General features: G+C 41.7%; 20 protein-coding genes. 5 read left to right on the top strand and 15 right to left on the bottom strand.

Going from position 1 to position 22268, the window contains the following annotated elements:
- Positions 1-13 precede the first annotated feature (13 nt).
- A complete protein-coding gene (locus tag RH40_RS11935) occupies positions 14-685 on the top strand; it encodes a DUF2982 domain-containing protein (RefSeq protein ID WP_039954641.1) in 672 nt (223 codons plus the stop codon).
- Here RH40_RS11935 and RH40_RS11930 read toward each other — a convergent pair.
- The 15 genes from RH40_RS11930 to RH40_RS11865 all read right to left on the bottom strand — a co-directional run bounded on the left by RH40_RS11930 (position 682) and on the right by RH40_RS11865 (position 16770).
- The gene (locus tag RH40_RS11930; RefSeq protein ID WP_039954640.1) at positions 682-1323 is read right to left on the bottom strand and encodes an MBL fold metallo-hydrolase; all 642 of its coding nucleotides are present in this window, start codon (positions 1321-1323) and stop codon (positions 682-684) included. The genes RH40_RS11935 and RH40_RS11930 overlap by 4 nt on opposite strands.
- Before the next feature lie 75 nt (positions 1324-1398).
- Positions 1399-1947, bottom strand: a complete 549-nt coding sequence (gene mepK, locus RH40_RS11925; protein ID WP_009601774.1) for a peptidoglycan L,D-endopeptidase MepK — start codon at positions 1945-1947, stop codon at positions 1399-1401.
- A 173-nt stretch (positions 1948-2120) separates the two neighbouring features.
- On the bottom strand, positions 2121-3674 hold the full coding sequence (locus tag RH40_RS11920) for a L,D-transpeptidase family protein (RefSeq protein WP_009601773.1): 1554 nt from the start codon (positions 3672-3674) through the stop codon (positions 2121-2123).
- A 105-nt stretch (positions 3675-3779) separates the two neighbouring features.
- The gene (locus RH40_RS11915) at positions 3780-4856 is read right to left on the bottom strand and encodes a DUF1513 domain-containing protein (protein WP_009601772.1); all 1077 of its coding nucleotides are present in this window, start codon (positions 4854-4856) and stop codon (positions 3780-3782) included.
- Positions 4846-5874 (bottom strand): imelysin family protein, encoded by a 1029-nt coding sequence (locus RH40_RS11910; protein WP_050790445.1) that lies wholly within the window; start codon positions 5872-5874, stop codon positions 4846-4848. Before RH40_RS11910 ends, RH40_RS11915 begins: the two co-directional genes overlap by 11 nt.
- 12 nt (positions 5875-5886) lie before the next feature.
- The gene (locus RH40_RS11905) at positions 5887-7281 is read right to left on the bottom strand and encodes a di-heme oxidoreductase family protein (RefSeq protein ID WP_039954638.1); all 1395 of its coding nucleotides are present in this window, start codon (positions 7279-7281) and stop codon (positions 5887-5889) included.
- Positions 7282-7396: 115 nt separating this feature from the next.
- Positions 7397-8659 carry an imelysin family protein gene (locus tag RH40_RS11900; protein WP_009601769.1) on the bottom strand — a complete coding sequence of 421 codons (1263 nt, stop codon included), beginning with the start codon at positions 8657-8659 and terminating at the stop codon, positions 7397-7399.
- Positions 8660-8829: 170 nt separating this feature from the next.
- Positions 8830-9477 carry a GTP cyclohydrolase II gene (locus tag RH40_RS11895; RefSeq protein ID WP_039954636.1) on the bottom strand — a complete coding sequence of 216 codons (648 nt, stop codon included), beginning with the start codon at positions 9475-9477 and terminating at the stop codon, positions 8830-8832.
- Between the two features lie 154 nt (positions 9478-9631).
- Complete coding sequence (locus RH40_RS20900) at positions 9632-9799, bottom strand: hypothetical protein (protein ID WP_009601767.1); 168 nt, start codon at positions 9797-9799, stop codon at positions 9632-9634.
- Positions 9800-9972: 173 nt separating this feature from the next.
- Positions 9973-10446: a DUF2947 domain-containing protein gene (locus RH40_RS11890; protein WP_009601766.1), complete on the bottom strand. Its 474-nt coding sequence runs from the start codon at positions 10444-10446 to the stop codon at positions 9973-9975.
- A 45-nt stretch (positions 10447-10491) separates the two neighbouring features.
- Positions 10492-11064, bottom strand: a complete 573-nt coding sequence (gene rimJ, locus RH40_RS11885) for a ribosomal protein S5-alanine N-acetyltransferase (protein ID WP_009601765.1) — start codon at positions 11062-11064, stop codon at positions 10492-10494.
- A complete protein-coding gene (gene tyrR, locus RH40_RS11880; RefSeq protein WP_009601764.1) occupies positions 11065-12609 on the bottom strand; it encodes a transcriptional regulator TyrR in 1545 nt (514 codons plus the stop codon).
- A 101-nt stretch (positions 12610-12710) separates the two neighbouring features.
- Positions 12711-13754, bottom strand: a complete 1044-nt coding sequence (locus RH40_RS11875) for a YcjF family protein (protein ID WP_009601763.1) — start codon at positions 13752-13754, stop codon at positions 12711-12713.
- On the bottom strand, positions 13751-15124 hold the full coding sequence (locus RH40_RS11870; RefSeq protein ID WP_009601762.1) for a YcjX family GTP-binding protein: 1374 nt from the start codon (positions 15122-15124) through the stop codon (positions 13751-13753). The genes RH40_RS11875 and RH40_RS11870 overlap by 4 nt, the downstream gene beginning before the upstream one ends.
- A 125-nt stretch (positions 15125-15249) precedes the next feature.
- Positions 15250-16770: a fumarate hydratase gene (locus RH40_RS11865; RefSeq protein ID WP_009601761.1), complete on the bottom strand. Its 1521-nt coding sequence runs from the start codon at positions 16768-16770 to the stop codon at positions 15250-15252.
- Between the two features lie 168 nt (positions 16771-16938).
- Between RH40_RS11865 and pabB the strand changes: the two genes are divergently transcribed.
- The 4 genes from pabB to RH40_RS11845 all read left to right on the top strand — a co-directional run bounded on the left by pabB (position 16939) and on the right by RH40_RS11845 (position 22268).
- Positions 16939-18312, top strand: coding sequence for an aminodeoxychorismate synthase component I (pabB, locus tag RH40_RS11860; protein WP_009601759.1), 1374 nt, complete (start codon positions 16939-16941; stop codon positions 18310-18312).
- A 197-nt stretch (positions 18313-18509) separates the two neighbouring features.
- On the top strand, positions 18510-19127 hold the full coding sequence (locus tag RH40_RS11855) for a CoA pyrophosphatase (RefSeq protein WP_009601758.1): 618 nt from the start codon (positions 18510-18512) through the stop codon (positions 19125-19127).
- Positions 19128-19557: 430 nt separating this feature from the next.
- Positions 19558-20811 carry an aromatic amino acid transport family protein gene (locus RH40_RS11850; RefSeq protein WP_009601757.1) on the top strand — a complete coding sequence of 418 codons (1254 nt, stop codon included), beginning with the start codon at positions 19558-19560 and terminating at the stop codon, positions 20809-20811.
- Between the two features lie 95 nt (positions 20812-20906).
- Entirely contained in the window at positions 20907-22268 is a 1362-nt protein-coding gene (locus RH40_RS11845) for an L-serine ammonia-lyase (protein WP_009601756.1), read from the top strand.

Below are 22268 nucleotides of genomic sequence, written 5' to 3'. Positions count from 1 at the left end.
TATATTACTGAGCATGCAAACAATACATTTAACAAATCAGTCTTTTATTTTTTCATCAACCTCGGTGAAATGGTTAACCTTATTCTTTGGCGCGTGTGTTATGTCTTTAATCCTAATCGCGCCAAACGTGAAACAGGTTTTGGTCACGGTATGCCTTTCAATCGTTATAATATTATTTGGTTACATGATGATGATTAGAGCTGTGGTTAGGTTCACTTTGACAGCGACTCACTTGCAACAGCACCTCTATAAGGGGGGATGGGTAACTCAATGGTGCAACATTGAGAAAATTGGTCGTTGTGTCTACACAGACAACGATGGATGGCAACACCCGCTTCCATGGGTTGGCATAAAGTTAAAAAATTACTCCCCATACTTAGAAAGCATTTGCCCACGGATTATAACGGAAATCTTATTCAATCAGCGCTCACTTTTATACCTTGGAGCAAAACAGCAAAATCATATTGAACACTTTGAAGATATGGTGTTAGATTCAAAGAGCTTCACCACCTCACAAGGTGAACAGTTTGAGGGCTTGCAAGCTATGCTAGCCAACCGAATGCAGTATCAAAGGGGCTACTATGACTACGACATATTTATCCCCGAAAATGACCTAGACAGACCTGTAGAGGAATTCATTGGATTGGCCAGACGATACCTAGCTGCAGGCAAACACTACTCTTAATCCGCAACAAATGGATTGGTTTTGCGTTCATGACCTATGGTCGATTCGGGCCCGTGTCCGGGAACAAACTTTACATCATTTCCAAGAGGCCAAAGCTTAGTCTTTATTGATTCAATCAGTGTATCAAAATCACCTTTCGGAAAATCTGTCCTACCAACTGAGCCATTAAAAAGTACATCTCCAACAAAGGCCAACTTTGCATCACGGCAAAATAGTACAACATGCCCTGGCGTATGGCCCGGTGTATGTAGCACTTCCATTATTTGATTACCAAATCTTACCGAATCCCCTTCAGAGAGCCATTTACTAGGTTTAAACGCTTTAGTTATGGGAAAGCCAAACATTTGACTTTGCTTTTCCAGCCCCTCTAACCAGAAAAGGTCTTCGTGGTGAGGACCAATAATGGCGATACCACCCAAGGCCTCAGATAGCTTCTCTGTTCCACCGACATGATCTAAATGGCCATGGGTCAGAACTAGGTTTACAACATTGACATTAAGATTATCAATGAGTGCTTCTAATTGTTCGATATCGCCACCGGGATCGATGACGATCGCTTCCATTGTCTCATCGCACCACACAATAGAGCAGTTTTGAGCAAAGGGAGTGACTGGAAGTGTTCTGTATTTCAATGACATGAGGTAACCTAATTGCAAATATCAAGATTGGCAGCACTATGACATTTGTCTTGCTCTTTGACAACTCAATTAGAGTCAACCGTACTTCCAGTACCTTACTGGGCCAGTATCAATATGAATGAAATCACTACCAGGGTAATAACCGAGTCCACCTAATTTTAACTCAAAAGCAGCGTCTCTAACCTGCTTTAGGTCGACCCCATCCAAACGGAAATCAATTGCCTGACCTAATGTATGATAACTACGTTTTGCTACACCCTTGGATAGCTTACGTAATTCTTCGTTCGTGGCAGGAGAACGATACCCAGAAATAAGAAGAACTTCGGCTTGAATGCCCAATAAATTCTGTATTCCATCGATATGGTCGAATAGTCGCTTATCCATTGGCGTAACTTCTTCACGCCTAAAATCACGACATAAATAGTTCAGCTTTCTTATTTCACTCTCAACATAATGCCTGCCGTTGAAATAACATGTTTCTATACACTCACCCGTGTGAAGACTTTTCATTGCTAGGCTTCGTGCTGATTCCCTTTCATTGGCAAATAAAGCTTTTGGGTTGCAACTTGCGACCGCAATACTTCCTCCTGCGAGCTTCATAAAATTTCGTCGAGACAATACCACTCTTACTACCTTGATTCTTACGTTTTTTGGTCAAAACGTGGACACTACAGAACTCAGTGAGTAAGTGCAAATGCAAAAATCGTGCAAAAATAAGAACAAGAACGAGTAGCGCGGTTAGTTATTGAGCGTAATCAGTTTTTTTTCCCCAAGAAAATGTCATTTTTCAGTCAGTATTAGCTTTTGGTGTATCGAAACCTATCCATACGGTAAATATCTTCGCGGTAATGAACATTTCCTCCCTCATACCATGCAGTCTGGTAAATAATATGAACTGGTATTCTACTTTTAAGTGGTATCGATTGGTTAGAGCCAAGAGGTTCGTTATCCTCTTCTTCTATAACCAATCCTTCCGACTCAAGAAGTAAATCGGCAAATAGGTCGGCGTGCTCTATTCGAATACAACCCGAACTGAATGCACGTTGTGTTTCGTCAAAAAGACTTTTTACCGGAGTATCATGAAGATAGATTGCACGTCTGTTCGGTGTATTAAATTTAAACAGCCCTAGCGCGTTCTTATCCCCCGACATTTGAGTCATTTGATAGGGAAATCTGCTAGGTTTAAGTCTATCCCAATCTATGCTTTCAGGGTTGATGAAATCACTCGCTCCCCATTTAGGTACAATCTTGATGTTGTGACGTACCAAATAATTTTTATCCTTTTTGACTTTGGGGATAATATCTTCAACCATGATCCTCCATGGAACGTTCCAAGTTGGGTTCAAAATAAGTGAATGAAGCTTAGTTGTCATCACCGGAGTCGGACGACCTCGCCTCCCTACAACAACTTTTGATTCAAATACGGTTTCGCCTAGACGCCAATACTTCAAATGAAAGCTTGGAACATTTACGACGATTAACTGTTCTCTCTGATCTGGCCAGTAACGTATTCTTTCAGCATTAATTGCTAGAATGGATAACCTTTTGTTCACAGAAAGATTCAGCCACTTAATAGTTACCGGACCAATAACACCATCGACTTCGATACCATGTAAGCTTTGAAACTGTTTTATAGCGTCTTCTAGAGAGGCATCATACCAAGTCACATCTTTGCGTACTCTGTGGATATCAATACCCACCATCTCTAATCTTCTCAGTAAAATAGCGCGATTCTCCAATCTGTCTCCCATTTCTTTTATGCCATTTTGCCTGTAGATTAAGACATTCATCTTTTGGAACCTAACCATATTTAAATAAGTGTCAATGAGATATTTATAGCCAAGTGTTGTGGGCGTGTACGCTGCGATAAGAATGCCCAACTCTTGACGATCTATTGCTCGATGAGTAGCAACAAGGGCACTGTTGGGAGGTAGAGGTAATGGCTCATTCATTTTGCGCTTGAAAAACCATTTGTGCCCCATTTTGTTGGCCACGTTAGCATAGCTCAAATATAGAAGTAAGGTGTCTGTTGCCAAAACGTCATACTCATACCAACGGTTACTTTTTCTATAAAACTGTAGATAGCTAAGTTGACGAGAGAAAAGTGGACTAAAATTTGCGTGATGTATAACCTCAAGCTGAAACTCTAATTTACTGCTCTGGTGCAGGTCAAACCAAATCATCTGACGGTCATTATTACGATAAATATCCTCAACAACAGCAGGGTATTGTAGAAGTTTGGCAAGCTGGCTTGTTGCATCAAGCCAGCCAATGTTATTGAAGTACTGAGAAGCTTGGCTCATATAAGGAACGATGAATAAAACGAGTATTAAACCGCGAATCTTTCTCATCGTTTTACCCTCAGAATTAACTCCATCCCAAAGTATGGCAGAGTTAAAGCACTTCATCAGATTTGTTGATAAATTTATTGCTAAAAGCTATCTCAGATGCATTTTCTAAACTATCACTGACCAGTGGTTGTCCCACTGTACTCTTGATTGAAGAGTTGTCTTGTGTCTTGGCTCAGATTGGCTGACAACCCCGCCAGCGCCAGAGCTTATTTTAAACTGTTCTCCTTGAACCACAACACCAGAAGCATCAGGTAAAGGACTCAATTCAACCAACTCTTGAGTGTGTTTAGACCATATACCATAACAGTTACCTCTAGGTGATGTTGCCAGTATCCAATCTTTAGTTGCCGCAATACTAGCAATATAATGATTGAATCTGGCCCACTGTTCAGGTTCCGCTTTTAAGGAAAGTAGGCCTCGCCCTCGTTGATGCATTGCAACTAAAGCTGGCGCTGTATCAGGAGTTCCTCGGTACTGTTGTCCACATAATACGGTATTATCGCCATCATGTGCTAAATGGCGAATACTTAGCTTGTGGTCAGGTAAACCGACGCTATCAATCAAAAAGCCATTAGCATTCAGGTAACTTAAACTTGGTTTCATGGTTTCAATATTAAGCGGCTTTCTTCCATCGGTATGGACACCTCCCACTCCCACTACCAATGTGTTATCTTTCATTATAATGACCTCATGAGGGCCCAAACCAAAGTCCGTAAACTCCGCGACTTTTTTATATCCAGCCAGAACATCGTAGACACCTATAATACCTCTACTTGTTCCTCGTTCACCTTCAGTTGCGAACAACCACTGATGGTCATTTGAAAAAACTCCGTGACCGTAAAAATGGCGATTTTTCTCTGCTGGGTGAAGTTTAATACTCTCACCGGTTTGGTAGTCAAATACTTGAAAGAAAGTGCCAGGCCTACGCCCGAAGGCAACAGCGTGCCTGTATTTCGCATTTGATGCAACACCATGCCCTCGTGCAGGTAGAGCTAATTGTCTAATTGGCATCCCATGCTCGTCAGCAACAACAACTTTAAACTTGTCTCGACCCGTAATCGCACAACCTAACAATTTCGGACTACCTGGTTTCTCTGGAGATGTCGCGCAGCCAACTAGAGGGTAAGCAGCACCAAGTAATGCGGCCTTTAATAAAGATCTTCGTGTTTGATTAGTCACCATCTGTTGAATTAAACCCTATAATTACGCCGAGTTCGACCGCTACTTCCTCATGAATCAAATATTGCAGATGCTCAAGCTTATTAAACTGAGAATACACATTTTGATAGCCTGATTTTGATTGAACAAGCTCAAACAAGCTCTCTTCTGAAGGCCAAGTATCAATCATGAATTCAAACTGACGAACTATTCTATCAGCTAGATATGCATTCCCTCTATCTCTCAATACTTTGTCAAGTCCATTGCCACCGGCAAGGTATAGCCTCTGCATAGCAAGAATATTTGATTTTAAGTTTTGCAAAGATGCTTGCGAACGCCAAGATTCAGAAAAATATGGACGGGGATGGCCAAATTTAGCCAAGGGCAGTGTCATTTTTTTCAAGCTATAGCTCAATTGATTAGACAGTAATGAAATATATTCAGAGTACCATTGTTGTTCATCAAGATCAGACCAAGGGTTAATTTCCCACGCTTCACCAATTTCCTGAGCATTTATTGCTAAGTTTTCAGTAATCGCGACTGCCGTCTTACAAGTTTTATCTTCACGTGTTAATGGTGACGCCTGATCAAACAGTAACCACTCTATAGCTCCAACCCCCTGAACAGCAACACTTTGATTCGCAATTTCTTCTTGAGACCAACTTTTAGATGAACTAAAAATGGCTCTCATTTTGCGCCCTGTTGTATTTTTTTTATCTGGCCACAGCTGGATATTCCAACTTTGTGCGAGGGCAGCTTCGGGACCTCTTCCTTGCCCTTGTATTGCCATCCACTTTGACATCACTCTAAACCAACTTCCTTGTAACGCACTTCGACTTATCTCGCCGTCACAGTACGATTGCATATCCATGGTGAGCTTTTTAGACTCATCTCTAAATAATCGGGCACTATTAAGCTCCACCTCATAAACACCATGACTTACATGCTGATTCTTTGAAAGTGTAATATTGTCGATGGGCCTTGTCTGACACCCAGACAAAACGCTAAAAATGGCCCCTGCTAAAAATAATTTTCTACAAATCAATTTGTTTACCTATAGAGAATTCAAAAATGCAACGAGAGCTTCTCTCTCTTGCTGATTAAAATCTAGCACCTTCTGTTTAGATGCTTCCGCCTCACCACCGTGCCATAAAACGGCTTCCATTAGGCTACGTGCTCTACCATCATGCAAGAAATAGGTGTGATTATTGACTTCCTTCGTATATCCAATCCCCCACAGAGGCTGCGTCCTCCACTCTCGTCCATTTGCAAGATATTCTGGGCGATTATCCGCCAAACCTGGCCCCATATCGTGTAAGAGCAAGTCTGTATAAGGATGAATAGTTTGTTTCGAGAGTGCTGGTAAACCCGAGCGTTCTTCCGTTGTAATATTGGTCTTATGGCAACTTTGACAATCTGACTTAAGAAACAGTTCTTTACCTTTTTCAACCATAGGATCATTAATATTTCTTCGAATCGGAACGGCAAGGTGTTGAGAATAGAACTCAACAAATTTCAGAATATTATCACTCACTTCCGGTGAACCGCCGTTAGGCAGATCCTGACATATCGTCTGTTTGGTTGTACAGTTTTCATTGGGGAATAGTGTAGAGGTCAATCCAACATCACCGTTGAACGCTGCCGCATTCTGCTGCATAAGATTAGGCTGGCCCGCTTTCCAGCCAAATTTACCTAGGGCAAAAGTTTGAGTTCTCACGTCCCATACACGATTTACTTTTCCTGAAATACCATCATTATCTGCATCGTCTTCATCTGCCCACTCAAGCAAAGTTGTATCTGGAATACTCTCGAGCAAACCAAGACCTATCATGGGCGGTGCTACTCTTGCTGACATCTGAGTATCAGGATGAAGAGGACCATACCCTAAATCTGAAATTGAAATAGTAGGTTTTCGCAACATCACTTTCGTACCATCGGAAAAAGACACCGGAAACTCTGTATAAGTGATACCGATCTGTCCTTCAGGGGCTTTATCGTGCACTGCAAAGTCTTGCAGTTGTCCCCCGTAAGTTGGCTCAGGAATAACCCCGTCGATGATAAACGCTTTTTTTTGTTCTGGCGTTATTGCAGGGATACTAAGGCGAATCAACATAGATACTGCATGAACATCCCCCTCTTCAGGAGGGTGGCCCCTGCCATCTTTAATGTGACAATTTTGGCATCCATTAGTATTGAAAAGAGGTCCTAAGCCATCTCTCGCATCCGTCGAAGCAGGGGAGGACACCCAAGGATTTCGAAAAAAGCTGTTTCCAACACTAAAGTCAAGGCGCTTTGTAAGAGGCAAGTTTCCTGCAGGCAATGAGAATGCATTTGCACCCTCTTTACGTACTGAAGTGTCACCGCCCGACTTTTTGTCAAACGCAAACGATGACGAAACTGAACATATTATGGAAATGCCTAAAAAGCACACTTTGTAACACGACTTCATTTCAATAGCTCTGGGAGAGCTCTCGCTCACCTGTTAAATAATTATTATTCTCAAAAAGAGTGTCTATAAACGGCAAAAGGGCTCGCATGAGCCCTTTATATCAAACAAGCCGATTCTAAAACTCGTGATCTGCAGTATCAGGATTCAAGCTATTAACACCGACAATCTTCGCTGCACGCTCAATTTGTTCTGTTTGTGCTACAAGAGACATGATGGTTTCATTAACCAACTTATTCCCTTTAGCATTACCTGCTGCGATCAGCTGATCAAAATGCTGATTATTTTTCTCAGCAGAAGTCACTAACTTGCCGACTTGAGAACGCGTTTGATCAAACTGTTTCTGGATTTCTTGCGCTGCTACTTTATCTTTCTGGTTTACAAGATCATGTAAGCTCGGCCCAGAGAGTAAACTACCATCTTGACGCTTGTAAATGCCTGTGTAGATATTATAAATACCCTGCTCATTGTAATAATGTGAGTTATGGGTATTGTCAGAGAAACAGTCGTGCTCATCTTCTGTTGAGTTTGCTTCTAAAGCAACCTTCATCCGCTCACCAGCAAGCTCACCAAGTGAAAGCGAGCCCATGCCAAACAGCATTTTTCTCAAACCATTATCTGCCGAGCCATTGACAAGCTCTTGGCGATAGTTGCCTTTTGCTTCTTTAGACCATTGTTTCTCCATCCACTCAAGATCTTGAACCAAAAGCTGCCCTGCTGCTCGTAAGAACGCTCCACGTCTATCACAATTTCCATGTGTACATGCCTCACCCAACACAAAGTCTGTATATGGGCGATTCCCTGCGCCACTTTCAGTACCGTTTAAGTCTTGCCCCCAAAGTAAGAACTCTATTGCGTGGTACCCAGATGCAACATTTGCCTCAGAACCGCCGACTTCATTCAGATCAGCGATCAATGCTGGTGTAATTTTAGATACATCAAGCGTTGAAGCACCTATTGTTAGCTGAGTATTAGCGACAATATTTGCCTTAGCACCCGCATTTCCGAGTTCGTATTGGTAGTCTGAAGTCACATAGTCAATCATACCTTCATCAAGCGGCCAAGCGTTTAACTGGCCTTCCCAGTCATCAACAATAGCATTGCCAAAACGGAACACTTCAGATTGCTGATAGGGCACGCGTGAGTCTAACCATGCCTGCTTAACTTCCATGAGTTTAGCGTCAGTTGGCGCAGCCAAGAAAGCTTCAATAGACTTATTGAGATTTTTAGCTGTAGCTAGAGAGTCGGCAAACACAGCATGGGCAATATCAGCATAATGTTCAACGACCTGTTTATTAGTAACATCTGCCGAAAAAGCAGTACCACTTGCGATTAACATTGACGCCGCGATAGATTTGGCGAGTAGACTTTGTACATTCATTCGAAAAGCATCCTTGTTGAAGCTTATAAAAATCGTTTTCATTTGTTAGTGCTAATTATTCTCATTTGCACTACTGTGGTGAGATAATACAAACTTACAATTTTTTTGCAAGCAGCAAACAAAAAAAGCCTCAATCAATTGAGGCTTTTATCATCAATGCTGGTTATGCATTAGAGTTTAAGTTTGTGTTTTCCATGAGAAACCTTAGCTTTTAGGTAGCCTTCGTTCCCTTCTTTGATATGTGCAGAGGTGTGAACTACTTCAGAAATTTCGATACCGCATGCCTGTAAGTCGTGAATTTTTTTCGGGTTGTTTGTGACGAGACGTACCTTATCCAATTTGAGGGCTAAAAGCATTTGCGCTGCTTCCGTGAAGTCTCTTAGGTCGTCGCCAAAGCCAAGGTGATTATTTGCTTCATAAGTGTTCATACCTTCGCTCTGTAACTTATAAGCATCAATTTTGTTATATAGGCCTATGCCTCGACCTTCTTGACGGAGGTACAATATTATCCCCCCACTCTCAGCCATTCGCCTGATTGTTTCATCAAGCTGCTCACCACAATCACAACGTGAAGAATGAAAAACATCCCCGGTCAAGCACTCAGAGTGCATCCGGACTAGAGGAACATCCTGATTCAGGTCTGCTTTCTTAAATATGACAGCGACATGCTCTTTGTCAGTGAGCAGGCCACGGAAAGACAATAATTCGGCTTCGATGTCACTATTGGCACCGACTTTGAAATCAACTCTGGCTCTTACTTCCGCCATACTTGCACTCACTACAAACTCTTTATTTATTATATTGGTCGTTGCATTCATTGAAATGCTCCACTTTGACTCTAACTATGGGGACTGTTACTTCTATTTTCAACATCACGATCACAAATGTTATATTATAACAATTAAAATTTGAAGCAAAAAAAAACCTCTCTACGAGGTTATTTGAATAAACTGGTAAGCTACGTGAGCATTTTTAATCTTGCTGATTTTTCCACACCGAAAGCTCAATCCAACACATTTCCAGTTCTCTGAGCTCTTCTTCAGTCAAATAAGAGAGTGTGGGCCTAGTGTTCGGCAGGGCTCGAGCTTGTACTGCACTGATGTGCGCATAAAATTCTTCGCGTAATTGAGATGTATTCAAAGCACCTGCACCCTATGAATATGTCAAAACAATGTGAATATGCAGCATTTACTGCCACCATCTCATAAATAATAACAACTTACACAAAAGTTACAAAGTTAATGACAGAAAAAACTATTAACTTCACATTTTAACGTATTGACATCACTCTAGAAACATTAGTCTGAGGCAAACTATTTTCTTTTTCCAAGTTTGACTGTACCGTCAGAATTGAACCACAGCGCTTCTTTTCTTCTTCTTGCGATTAAAATCGGGCCGTCATCGTAAAACAAAAAATTCTTCCAATACTTTTTAAACACCGACCACTTTGTTTCTAGCACGTTATATTTTTCGTAGCAAAAATAGATAGTTACATCATCTTGCCAGTCGATAAAATCTATCACGCCTTGAGGCATTATCTCTTCATCACTTTCCCATGCTTGCATCCAGTCGACGGTCATTGACCAATTCGACTCTTTCATAGGCCAATCTGATGAACTGAGTCGCTCAGCATCAGGGCTTTGTGAGCTTATATTTTCTTTCCAAAGTTGAGAGGAACGATCGGCAGACATAGGTTTAATGGTCTTTAGATCACACTCAGGTACTGGCATTGATTGGTGCGTAAAAATCCATTTTCTTTGGTACTGTTCCAAAGTAAGATACGACATCGATTCTCCGTGGTGGTATAAGTTACTAATATTTAATTACTAAGATCATTTCCAATTTTTATTGACTAGAGAAGTAAGAATATGGTCTTCCCACTTCCCGTTTATAAGGAGGTAATCTTCTGCAAAGCCTTCTCGCACAAATTCAAGTCGTTTCAATACCGATTCGCTTCGTTTATTTCTTGGCATATAGCTGGCCATGATACGATGAATCCGTTGATGTTCAAACATATACCCGATAGCCAATTTCAAGGCACGAGTCATAACACCCTTTCCCTGCGCATCACATGATAGCGAATATCCAAGATTACACGTATGAGCAGGAAAACGCGCAATGTTGCTGAATGATATCGTGCCCAACATTTTATTGGTATTAACTTCAAAAACAAGAAGATAAAAGCCCAGCCCCATACGATGAAGTTCACTGAGTTTTACCAGGCGCTGAGTCCATCCATTCTCGGAAAAAAATGGGTTTTCTCGTGTGGGCTCCCAAGGTCTAAGGTGTTCACGGTTTTTATTAAAATAATCTGCGATCAATTTACCATCAGTAGGCTCTGCTGTCCGTACCACAACTTTTTCATCTGTTTCAAAAACATTTGTGGGGGTGCTTAATCTTTCCATTTAGCTTTTTCTTATTCCATATTCTCTTAATTTATTTGCGACTGATGTATGCGAGACATTAAGTCTCTTCGCAAGCTTTCTGCTAGAGGGAAATGATTGATACAAACGGTCAAGAACTTGTGACTCATACTCCTTCATTATTTCATCCAATGAACCGTCCAGATTGAGTGAAGGAGCATTGGATACATTAACTTCCAATTGTGGCAAGTGGAAAAGCTCAATATTGAGCTGCTCAGATTCTAGCTCGGTGAGTGCTCTGAGAACCATATTTTCAAGTTGACGCATATTTCCAGGCCAATGATAACTCACTAACTGATCAACAAGAGAAGACTCAATTGACGGTTGTACAATTCCCAATTGCTTTACATATTTAGCAACAAAAAGCTCTAGAAGCGGAGCTATATCGCTGCTTCTCTCCCTAAGCGGTGGAATGTGCAATGTCAGAACGTTCAGTCGATAAAAAAGGTCTTCGCGAAAAGAGCCTGATTCTGCGAGTTCTGCAAGCTGATGTCGTGTAGAGGCAATCACACGCACATCCACATGAACCTCATGCTCTTCTCCGACGCGTCGGAACGTTCCATCTTGTAAAAGGCGAAGCAGTTTAATTTGTAAATGGGGACTCATTTCACCTATTTCATCGAGAAATACAGTCCCACCGTTTGCCTGTTCAAAAATACCTTTATGGCCTTGTTGATGGTTAAATGAGCCCGGAGCGTGACCAAAAAGCTCAGTTTCGGCAACACCATCGGGCATAGATGCACAACTCAAAACTAAAAACGGTTCACCTGCACGATGAGAACGATTGTGACAAGCACGGGCTAACATCTCTTTCCCTGTACCTGTTTCACCCTGAATCAAAAGGGGTTGGTCGAGGGCTGAAAGTTTTTTAGCTTGACTAATTAATGATTTATGACGATTGGAAACACCAACAAAGTGCTCAAAACCAAGGTTATTATTTACAGGTAAAGCTTGATCAAAAAGTAACTTTTCTTGAATTGACCGAATGATCATCACTGTACTCGCAAGAACAGATTCATTCGATTCATTGATGATATAAACGGGCATAACTTCCATTATGTAATCTAAACCACCAATTACAACCTCTTCTCTTTGCCTTTTTATGTTTCCTTCCGCCCACTTTGCAAAATTAAATTGAGGTAGTAATGCAGAAATAGGATGACCGATCGTCTCCTTCTCCTCTTTGTGGAAAAGAGCCAGAGCGGCATGATTAGCCATATCGACCTGACCTTTTAAGTCAATCGCCAACACGGGCTCAGGCAGATTATTTAATAATGAAATGAGCTCGTGGTTGTGACGCTCTATGGGCATAAATGGGATCTTTCGAACATCCCTTACACCATCAATTCGTCTAATTTCGGCCATTAGCTCGCTAAAACTATCAAAATCTATGTCGGGACAATTTAAATAAATTATCCCTGTTACATCAATTTCAATACCACGGAGGTCGATTTCTTTGCAAGCGAGAATATCAAGCAGTTCCCGAGTCAAACCTAGTCTATCTTCACAGAATACTTCTAGACGCACAGTTGGTTTCCTAAATTAGGTGTCACGAAAAGTTGACAGTAGTTTCACCTATGGTCAGATACGCGTCAAGTCTACATATACTACTTCCTTCACATTAAGTTCTATTTACCGACCAAGCTGATTACTTTTTCAGCTATTACTTTACGGATTGATGAGAGTTTAACCTCATGCCCATCTTGCCACTTCAGTGGACGAAGTAAGTCCATCGCTCTAATACCAAGTCTCGCGGTTAAGATGCCTACACCAAAACCTTGTGCCGCTCGAGCGGAAACTTTTCCCGCTAGATCCATTGATAAAAGATCGATACTAGCGTCAACAGCTAAATCACTTACACCCGCCATCGCCATATTGAATAAAACGGCCTTAAACAATTTAATTCTTGACCAGTAACCCAGTTCAACACCATAGATATCCGCCAAGTTGTCTAGCATCTTTATGCTTCGCCATGCCACTAAAAACATATCCGCAATAGCAAGGGGACTGATGGCAATGAGGGCAGCAGATTCGGTGGAAAACTTTGAAACTGTCCGAACAGCTATTTTGTCTTGTTCAGAAACCACCATTGTATCGTAAAGCTCTAAAATTTCTCGATCATTGTGCGAATGGGTCAACGCTTGGAGCCAACGCTGATAACTTGCGGAATTAACATCAATACTAGCTTGACTCGCCAACTTTTGGCAAAATTTCTTACCGCTACCGATGCTATCGGAAGACGATATCTGAACGCCTTGCTCTTGTATAGACATATGCTGACGTAACTTTCGTAGCTTGAGCCACTCGCGCCCGACAGCAGACAGGCCGATAAAAGACAAGAACATAACAAACATTGACCAACTTAAGGTCAACATATCGGATGCTTGAAAACTACTCCATATACTATCAATAGCTTGCCAAATAACTAATCCGACGAAAAGTGAAATTGCAAAGGGAAAAAGCTTCTTTGATGCCTTGGGTTGTACTGTCCTAAATAGTTCAGTTTCAATCTTTCCTGACGTTGTATTATCTTCTGGCACTGCGTTTACTGTAAAATCATCTTCGTCTTGATAAGACTTTGCTTTTTCCAAAATAGTCGTCTGCCCCTCTTTCTCAAGCTGTTGGTCGAATATCTTATTAGGCTTGATGAAGGCTTTGTTTGGCTGTTTCATTTTAATTTATCTCCTATCAAGTATTCCAACGCTTTATCGACTCTAGTATGGACTAAAGGGTTATCAGCTCGATGACTCAAGGGCTTAAATTGCTGAAAGTTAAAACCTTGATCCAGCCAAAAGGACTTTTCTGGGAGCTTTGATGGTACTTCTCCAGGAAAAAGAGTTACCTTGTTTCCTTCCAATGTTAGGCCTTGGAGTGCTGGATGAAGTTCACCATTTTGTTGGATGTAGCCGAACTCTGTGGCTTGAATAGACGCCAATGCCATACAATTCATTTCAATACCATCGAAAGCCGCTGTCTGCCAGCAAGGGTGCACCATTTGTTGAAGTAAGCTCACTAAGTTTTCGTGTTGTTCTGGAGTAATATGATCAGCTTTCGTCGCTGCGAAAATAATTTTATCTATGCGAGGAGAAAATAAGCGATTTATCACATTATTACGTCCATAACTGAAGCTCTTTAACAACTCTTCCAGCGCTCGTCTCATGTCATAAAATGAATCATATCCCGCATTAAGAGGCTGCAAACAATCAACTAAGACTATTTGACGGTCGAAAGTAGAGAAATGTTGTTTATAAAACGCTTTAACTACTCTCCGCTGATATTCGCGATACCTAGCCTCCAAAGTCTCGTAGTTTGTCCCTTTCAAATCACGCTTATCTTTCATCTTACAAGGAAAGAATTGCAGTACAGGCGCTCCTTCCAATTCACCGGGCAAAACGAACCTGCCAGGTTGGATCCAATGCAACCCATTTGCTTTGCATCGATGCAAGAACTGGGTATAAGAATAAGCAACATTTGCGATGGCTTTCTCATCGAGAGAAGCGGACAAATCAATGGTATTTAGCTCTTTAAGCCACTCTTGGGCATACTCTTTACGCTGTCCCTCTAACGCTAAAAACTGATGTTCCGACCATTGTGCAAAGCTCATTTGAAGTAAAGGGAGATCCAAAAGCCACTCCCCTGGGTAATCGACAATATCTAGGCTTATCGTTGAATTTTCGCCAAACAAACGACGTGATTTCTTGTTGGTTCGATATTTTAATATGATCCGAGTTTCACTTACATCTCTCGTAGGTTCAGGCCACTGTGGAGGAATCTGAGACAAATTAGACATCGCCTCATCGTAAGGAAAGCTTGGCACCATCATATTTTTCTGAGGTACTCGTTTTGCACCAACAAGGCGTCTCTCCCTAGATGCACTCAACAAGGGTAAATTTTCGTGAGTTGATACACTCAGTAGTTGGTTGACCAGAGAGCTGATAAACGCTGTTTTTCCTGCTCGAGAAAGACCTGTCACGGCAATTCGAACATTATTATCAGTAGTACGGCTCAGTAAGTCATGAAACTCGCGCCTAATTGGATTCATTTGCTGTCTCTATTAGCAGAACATAGTGTAATCATACGGAATTCATTATTAATGCCAAATGAACGAAAAGCGCGGCAAATGCCGCGCTAAAATTAAAACTTTTTAAGCTAAGTTCGCTATGATGCTTATTGATCTTCCATTTCTTGGATCTTAACTTTCCAGGTATCAGGACCAATTTGATGCGCATTTGAGCCAGTTGAGTCGACAGCCACGGTTACAGGCATGTCTTCAACTTCAAACTCATAGATTGCTTCCATACCAAGATCTTCAAAAGCAACAACTCGAGCTTTTTTAATTGCTTTAGAGACAAGGTAAGCCGCACCACCTACCGCCATGAGATATACTGCCTGATGTTTTTTTATCGACTCCACAGTAGCAGGACCACGTTCAGCTTTGCCTATCATGCCCATAATACCGGTTTCTTCTAACATCATATCAGTGAATTTGTCCATTCGGGTAGAGGTCGTAGGACCTGCTGGCCCCACAACCTCATCACCAACGGCATCTACTGGCCCGACGTAGTATATAAACTTACCTTTAAGGTCAATACCTTTAGGTAAACCCTCTCCGCTTTGAAGCATTCCTTGAATGCGCTTATGCGCAGCATCACGACCAGTAAGTATTTTGCCAGAGAGAAGTACAGTCTCACCTGTTCTCCATTCTTTGACCTCTTCTTTAGTGACCGTATCTAAATTAACTCGTCGAGTGTTTTCACCTGCTTCCCATGTAATATCTGGCCAATCCTCTAGTTTAGGTGCCTCGAGATCTGCAGGGCCTGAGCCGTCTAATATAAAGTGAACATGACGAGTCGCCGCACAGTTAGGAATCAAACAAACAGGTTTAGAAGCAGCATGCGTCGGTGCCGTTTTGATTTTGACATCGACCACAGTTGTAAGTCCACCAAGACCTTGAGCACCGATTCCCAATTTATTGACGCGATTAAAAATGTCTAAACGCAATTCTTCTTCTGCATTCTGTGGACCACGATCAATAAGCTCCTGAATATCGATATGTTCCATTAATGACTCTTTCGCAAGTACGGCAGATTTCTCTGCAGTACCGCCAATACCAATACCCAACATGCCCGGAGGACACCAGCCAGCACCCATAGTAGGGAGCGTCTTTTCAACCCATTCGGCAATATCATCGGATGGATTTAACATAACCATCTTGGTCTTATTCTCACTACCGCCACCTTTCGCAGCTATTTGAATTTCAACCTTGTCACCCGGAACCATATTTATGTGTACGACCGCCGGTGTATTGTCTTTGGTATTTACGCGTTTACCAGCAGGATCTGAGAGAACTGAAGCGCGAAGTGGATTATCCGGATTGGTATATGCTTGGCGAACTCCCTCATCTACCATCTGCTGAACAGTAAGGTCGGTTTTATCCCACTGGACCTGCATACCGATATTAACAAAACAAGTCACGATACCCGTATCCTGACATATCGGTCTATGCCCCTCAGCGGACATCCTTGAGTTGATAAGTATCTGTGCAATTGCATCTTTTGCCGCTTGGCTTTGTTCGCGTTGGTAAGCTTTTTCTAGAGCCTGTACGAAGTCTAAAGGATGATAGTAAGAAATGTACTGTAATGCGTCAGCAACGCTGCTGATCACATCCTGTTGGCGTATAACGTTCATTGCATGCCTCGTTTTATTTTGCTTCCTTTTTATACGTCGCTATCACTATCTCGCCTATCAGGTTCAACTTTACAAGATGCTGTGTAGCGACTTTTGTTATCAATATGATACTCTTGCTTTTCCATACGCGCCACGTAATCAACGATCTTTTTATTAAAAAGAAAAACAATGAACGATACAAAGCTAAATCATATTGACATTAAGTCACTACATTACAGTAAAGACCTTGCAACAAAATGCTTTGCTACTATCGAAAACCATCCATGGTCAATGTTACTACAATCTTCGTCAAGTAATCATATCGATAGTCGATTTGATATTCTCGTTACTCGCCCTAAAGCGACTCTAGTGACAAAGGGAAAAGAAAGCACCATTCAAACTTCCCAAAGTACAGAGATATCCAGTGATGACCCATTTCAATTACTGAAAAAACTCCAATCGGATACTTTGCCAGAGATCGTTTATAACGGTGAGCTTCCATTCATTGGGGGTGCCTTGGGCTATTTTTCATATGATTTAGGACGCCGAGTCGAGCAGATACCTGAGTTAACAGAAAATGATATATCAGCACCAGAGATGGCTGTCGGTATTTTTGATTGGGCGCTTGTTGTAGATCATCATAAAAAGATGGCCTATTCGGTTGGCATGGACGTAGAGTCCAACTGGCAATGGTTATTGGCACAAACTGTATGCGACACTCGCCCATTCACTTTGGTTGACAGCTGGCAGTCAAATATGTCAAAAGCATGCTATCAAAATAAATTTGCGCGCGTAAAAGACTACATACAAGCTGGAGATTGTTATCAAATAAATCTTGCTCAGCGTTTTAATGCCCCCTACCAAGGCAGTGAGTGGGATGCATTTCAAAAGCTTTCACATGTCAATGGTGGACCATTCTCGGCCTTTATTCGTGTTCCCGAATGTGCCATTTTAAGTGTTTCACCTGAACGATTTTTACAAGTAAAAGATAACAAAATTGAAACTAAGCCCATCAAAGGAACTCGACCAAGAAGCAATGATCAATCGATAGATAGACAGGCAGCTATCGAACTTTCTCAAGCAGAAAAAGACCAGGCTGAGAATTTGATGATCGTCGACCTACTCAGGAATGATGTAGGACGAGTCGCTAAGCACGGTAGTGTAAAGGTGCCCAAGCTATTCGAAATCGAGAGCTTCCCAGCAGTACATCACTTAGTCAGTACAATAACCGCTGAACTTGACGATAATTACACACCAATCGACTTGTTAAGAGTCTCGTTTCCGGGAGGGTCGATAACAGGAGCCCCAAAAATCCGAGCAATGGAAATCATTGAGGAATTGGAGCCACACAGAAGAAGTGCCTATTGCGGAAGTATTGGTTACATTAGTAGGCACGGACGTATGGATACGAGCATCACAATACGTACCTTAGTTGCAGAAAAAAACCAGCTTTTTGTATGGGCCGGTGGAGGTTTAGTCTCTGATAGTGAGTGCCTAAATGAATACCAAGAAACACTCGACAAACTGAGTCGTATTTTACCGGTTCTAACCGCAGCCCAGTAGTAAACTTAAGGCCACTACGAAAATTTAGCTGAACAAAAAGCGACAAAGGGTCTTCATTCTTGGTCACTTTGAGCTATATTAATAGTGGTCGTTTCTTATATTACTTTGCCTTCTGGACAGTCATTATCGTATTGACACATTGCCCATACGCCTATCCAAGCCAAGTGTTGATAAGGACAAGTTCAAAGGAGTGAGTCGTGTTATCCCAAGTAAACAAAAGCGAGTTAATACAACATTTTCAAATGCATAATACGGTTGATTATCATCACGATGCGCTCAAGCGCGTTTCTCATTTGAAAAATATTAAATTAAGAAAAGCCTCTGTTTTGATTGGTTTTGTCGAACGTGACTCTGGCCTAAACGTTTTATTTACTCGCCGAGCCAAGCATTTACGCCACCACCCCGGTCAAATAAGTTTCCCTGGAGGGAAATTTGAATCCAGTGATTATGACTTATGCGAAACAGCACTGCGCGAAACATTTGAAGAGGTTGGTATACCGAGAGAAAAAATCTCAATTTTTGGTCACATGCCAGAATTGATTACTATAAGTAAATTTACCGTCACACCCTTTCTGGCTTTTATTTCACCAGACTACACACTTCATATCGATGCCAATGAGGTAGACGAGGTATTTGAGGTACCTGCATCCATAGTCATGAGCAAAGATCAACTGCATAGCGCGAGATTTCGTATTAAAAACTTATCTCATCGTGTGTTTGGTCTATCCTACAAACGGCACTTTATTTGGGGAATGACTGCACAAATTATTCAAGCTTTGCAGAACCATATCAATCTACAACAACGTGATATTTGATAAGTCCCCCGATTAGTTTCCTATTCAACAGAACTACACGATAATGTAAGCAACAAAAGATAGAGCACTGGAATGCATCTGTGTTCTCTCCTCTTATCTACCATGTAGTTTATATGTAGATTAACCTCAAAGAGCCACATAAGTCTGGCTGAAGCCAGCAAAGCAACAATGTTTCTTATAGACAATAAGGAAAAACCCAAAGCCAACTTTTCTGAACAAAGATCACACAACACTCTTTATGAATAAGTAAAACTAATCAACTACATTATTAGAAATCATACATCCTTGCCCGTTTTCGTGAACAGAAGCCTGTTTTTAACACAACATCCCATATTGCCAGCCAAATAATGACTTAGATCTAGTTTTAATGAAAAAAATTATGCAAAATGCGCCCAACTTATTTCCTGTTCGAAAAAATGAGTAATAAAAAATGAATACAACAACAAAAGTAGCTTCGACTACGAACGCACTGAGTAAGTTCACCTACAGGGACTTTACTTGGTGTTTATCTCTTTTCGGCACAGCAGTGGGTGCTGGTGTTCTTTTCCTTCCAATCAAAGCAGGAGCTGGTGGTTTTTGGCCACTTATTATTCTGGCACTGATTGCTGCTCCAATGACGTGGTTTGCGCACAAATCTCTCGCACGTTTCGTTTTGTCAGCGAAAAACCCTCAAGCTGATATCACTGATACAGTAGAAGAGCACTTTGGTAAAAATGGCGCAAACCTCATCACTTTTGCCTACTTTTTTGCTATTTACCCTATTGTTCTTATCTATGGCGTGGGAATAACAAATACCTTAGACTCATTCCTTGTCAATCAATTGGGATTCGCCCCTCTTGAACGCTGGCTTCTTTCCGGAATTCTCATCACGATAATGACAGCAGGTGTTGTTTTTGGTAAAGATCTTATGCTTAAAGCAACCTCAGCGATGGTTTACCCATTGGTGTTTATTTTATTGGCATTATCTTTCTACTTGATCCCAAGCTGGAATACTTCAATGTTGGAAGTAGCACCAGACTGGGCATCAATACCATCAACAGTATGGCTTGCGATACCGATCATTGTATTCTCGTTTAACCATAGTCCGATCATTTCACAATTTGCTAAAGAACAACGTAACCAGCACGGTGAAGATGCTGTGAAAAAAACAGACGCTATTACAGGCGGAGCATCTATCATGTTGATGGGCTTTGTCATGTTTTTTGTTTTTTCAGTCGTTCTATCACTGTCCCCAAGTGAACTTGCTATGGCCAAAGAACAAAATATCTCAGTTCTTTCATACTTAGCTAATATGTACGAATCCCCTCTCATTTCTTACATGGGACCTTTGGTCGCCTTTGCGGCAATCACTTCTAGCTACTTTGGGCACTTCCTAGGTGCTCACGAAGGTCTAGTCGGCTTGGTTAAGTCCCGCTCAAATATGCCTGTAAAGCACATTGAAAAAGCGTCGCTGCTATTTATCGTTCTCACAACATGGGCTGTGGCAATTGAAAACCCAAGTATTTTGGACATGATAGAAACAATGGGAGCACCTATGATCGCGGCAATCCTGTTCTTGATGCCTGTCATCGCAATGCAGCGTGTTCCTTCAATGCATAAATACAAAACTTCCGTCCCAGTACAAATTTTCACAACAATCTGTGGCCTTGCTGCGATTAGTTCTGTAATCTACGGCGCTCTATAATCAAAAGACTGCTTGCAGTCTGATGAAACCAAAAAATATAACGATAATAATAAGCCTTCCTTACCCAAGGAGGGCTTAGTTTTGAGGTAATCGATATGATTAGTGTTTTTGACATCTATAAGATCGGTGTTGGTCCTTCAAGCTCACACACTGTTGGTCCAATGAAAGCGGGCAAAGAATTTATTGATGATTTGCGCTCAATGGGAAAATTGCGCGACGTTACTAAAATTACCGTTGACGTCTATGGTTCACTATCACTGACAGGGAAAGGTCACCATACTGATATCGCTATTATCATGGGTCTTGCTGGTAACAGCCCTGAAAAAGTCGATATTGATTCAATACCGGGATTCATTGCTCGTGTAGAAGAAACTGAACGCCTTCCCGTTGGTATGCACTGTCATACCGTATCGTTCCCTAAAGACGGCGGAATGAACTTCCATACAACAAACCTTTCTCTTCATGAAAATGGAATGCAAATTCACGCTTGGGTTGATGATGAAAAACTGTATTCCAAGACTTACTATTCTATCGGTGGTGGATTTATTGTTGATGAAGAAAGCTTTGGCAAAGAAGATGATAACCCAATAAAAGCCCCTTATGAGTTCACCACCGCTGCAGAGCTTGTTGAACAATGCAATAAGAGCGGCCTTTCTATCAGTGCTCTCGTTATGGAGAACCAAGCTGCGATGCACTCCGAAGAAGAATCTCGCACCTATTTCGCCAATATCTGGAAAACGATGCGAGAGTGTATGGAACGCGGTATGAATACTGAAGGAGTTCTTCCAGGACCAATGAGAGTTCCTCGTAGAGCAGCAGCTTTGCGCCAACAGTTAATCACATCAGAAAAGATCACTAATGATCCAATGTCTGTTGTAGACTGGGTCAATATGTTTGCTATCGCCGTCAATGAGGAAAATGCAGCGGGGGGACGCGTTGTCACTGCACCAACTAATGGTGCTTGTGGTATCATACCTGCAGTTTTGGCTTACTACGATAAGTTCATTCAGACTGTCACTGAAAAAGATTACATCAGATATTTCGCAGCCTCTGGCGCGATTGGTGGTCTATACAAACGTAACGCTTCCATTTCAGGGGCCGAGGTAGGTTGTCAAGGGGAAGTGGGTGTCGCCTGTTCTATGGCCGCCGCTGGATTAACTGAATTGATGGGAGGAAGCCCTGAACAAGTATGTATGGCAGCAGAGATTGGTATGGAACATAACCTCGGTCTCACTTGTGATCCTGTTGCGGGCCAAGTTCAAATTCCTTGTATCGAAAGAAACGGTATTGCCTCAGTAAAAGCTATCAACTCAAGTCGCATGGCTTTACGCCGTTCGTCCGCCCCGACGGTTTCTCTAGATAAAGTAATAGAGACAATGCTTGAGACTGGTAAAGATATGAACGCCAAATATCGTGAAACCTCTCAAGGAGGCCTCGCGGTTAAAGTTACCTGTTGA

This window comes from Vibrio caribbeanicus ATCC BAA-2122 (assembly GCF_000165125.1).
Classification (GTDB): Bacteria; Pseudomonadota; Gammaproteobacteria; order Enterobacterales; family Vibrionaceae; genus Vibrio; species Vibrio caribbeanicus.
The sequence above is the reverse complement of the archived record's forward strand: the minus strand, read 5'-3'. Positions and strand labels throughout refer to the sequence as shown.

What these genes read in the sequence shown, in the direction of transcription:
- RH40_RS11935 (WP_039954641.1), top strand. Translation starts at nt 14, where the DNA reads ATGCAAACAATACATTTAACAAATCAGTCTTTTATTTTTTCATCAACC.
- RH40_RS11930 (WP_039954640.1), bottom strand. Translation starts at nt 1,323, where the DNA reads ATGTCATTGAAATACAGAACACTTCCAGTCACTCCCTTTGCTCAAAAC.
- RH40_RS11920 (WP_009601773.1), bottom strand. Translation starts at nt 3,674, where the DNA reads ATGAGAAAGATTCGCGGTTTAATACTCGTTTTATTCATCGTTCCTTAT.
- RH40_RS11915 (WP_009601772.1), bottom strand. Translation starts at nt 4,856, where the DNA reads ATGGTGACTAATCAAACACGAAGATCTTTATTAAAGGCCGCATTACTT.
- RH40_RS11905 (WP_039954638.1), bottom strand. Translation starts at nt 7,281, where the DNA reads ATGAAGTCGTGTTACAAAGTGTGCTTTTTAGGCATTTCCATAATATGT.
- RH40_RS11900 (WP_009601769.1), bottom strand. Translation starts at nt 8,659, where the DNA reads ATGAATGTACAAAGTCTACTCGCCAAATCTATCGCGGCGTCAATGTTA.
- RH40_RS11895 (WP_039954636.1), bottom strand. Translation starts at nt 9,477, where the DNA reads ATGAATGCAACGACCAATATAATAAATAAAGAGTTTGTAGTGAGTGCA.
- RH40_RS11890 (WP_009601766.1), bottom strand. Translation starts at nt 10,446, where the DNA reads ATGTCGTATCTTACTTTGGAACAGTACCAAAGAAAATGGATTTTTACG.
- rimJ (WP_009601765.1), bottom strand. Translation starts at nt 11,064, where the DNA reads ATGGAAAGATTAAGCACCCCCACAAATGTTTTTGAAACAGATGAAAAA.
- RH40_RS11875 (WP_009601763.1), bottom strand. Translation starts at nt 13,754, where the DNA reads ATGAAACAGCCAAACAAAGCCTTCATCAAGCCTAATAAGATATTCGAC.
- RH40_RS11870 (WP_009601762.1), bottom strand. Translation starts at nt 15,124, where the DNA reads ATGAATCCAATTAGGCGCGAGTTTCATGACTTACTGAGCCGTACTACT.
- RH40_RS11865 (WP_009601761.1), bottom strand. Translation starts at nt 16,770, where the DNA reads ATGAACGTTATACGCCAACAGGATGTGATCAGCAGCGTTGCTGACGCA.
- pabB (WP_009601759.1), top strand. Translation starts at nt 16,939, where the DNA reads ATGAACGATACAAAGCTAAATCATATTGACATTAAGTCACTACATTAC.
- RH40_RS11850 (WP_009601757.1), top strand. Translation starts at nt 19,558, where the DNA reads ATGAATACAACAACAAAAGTAGCTTCGACTACGAACGCACTGAGTAAG.
- RH40_RS11845 (WP_009601756.1), top strand. Translation starts at nt 20,907, where the DNA reads ATGATTAGTGTTTTTGACATCTATAAGATCGGTGTTGGTCCTTCAAGC.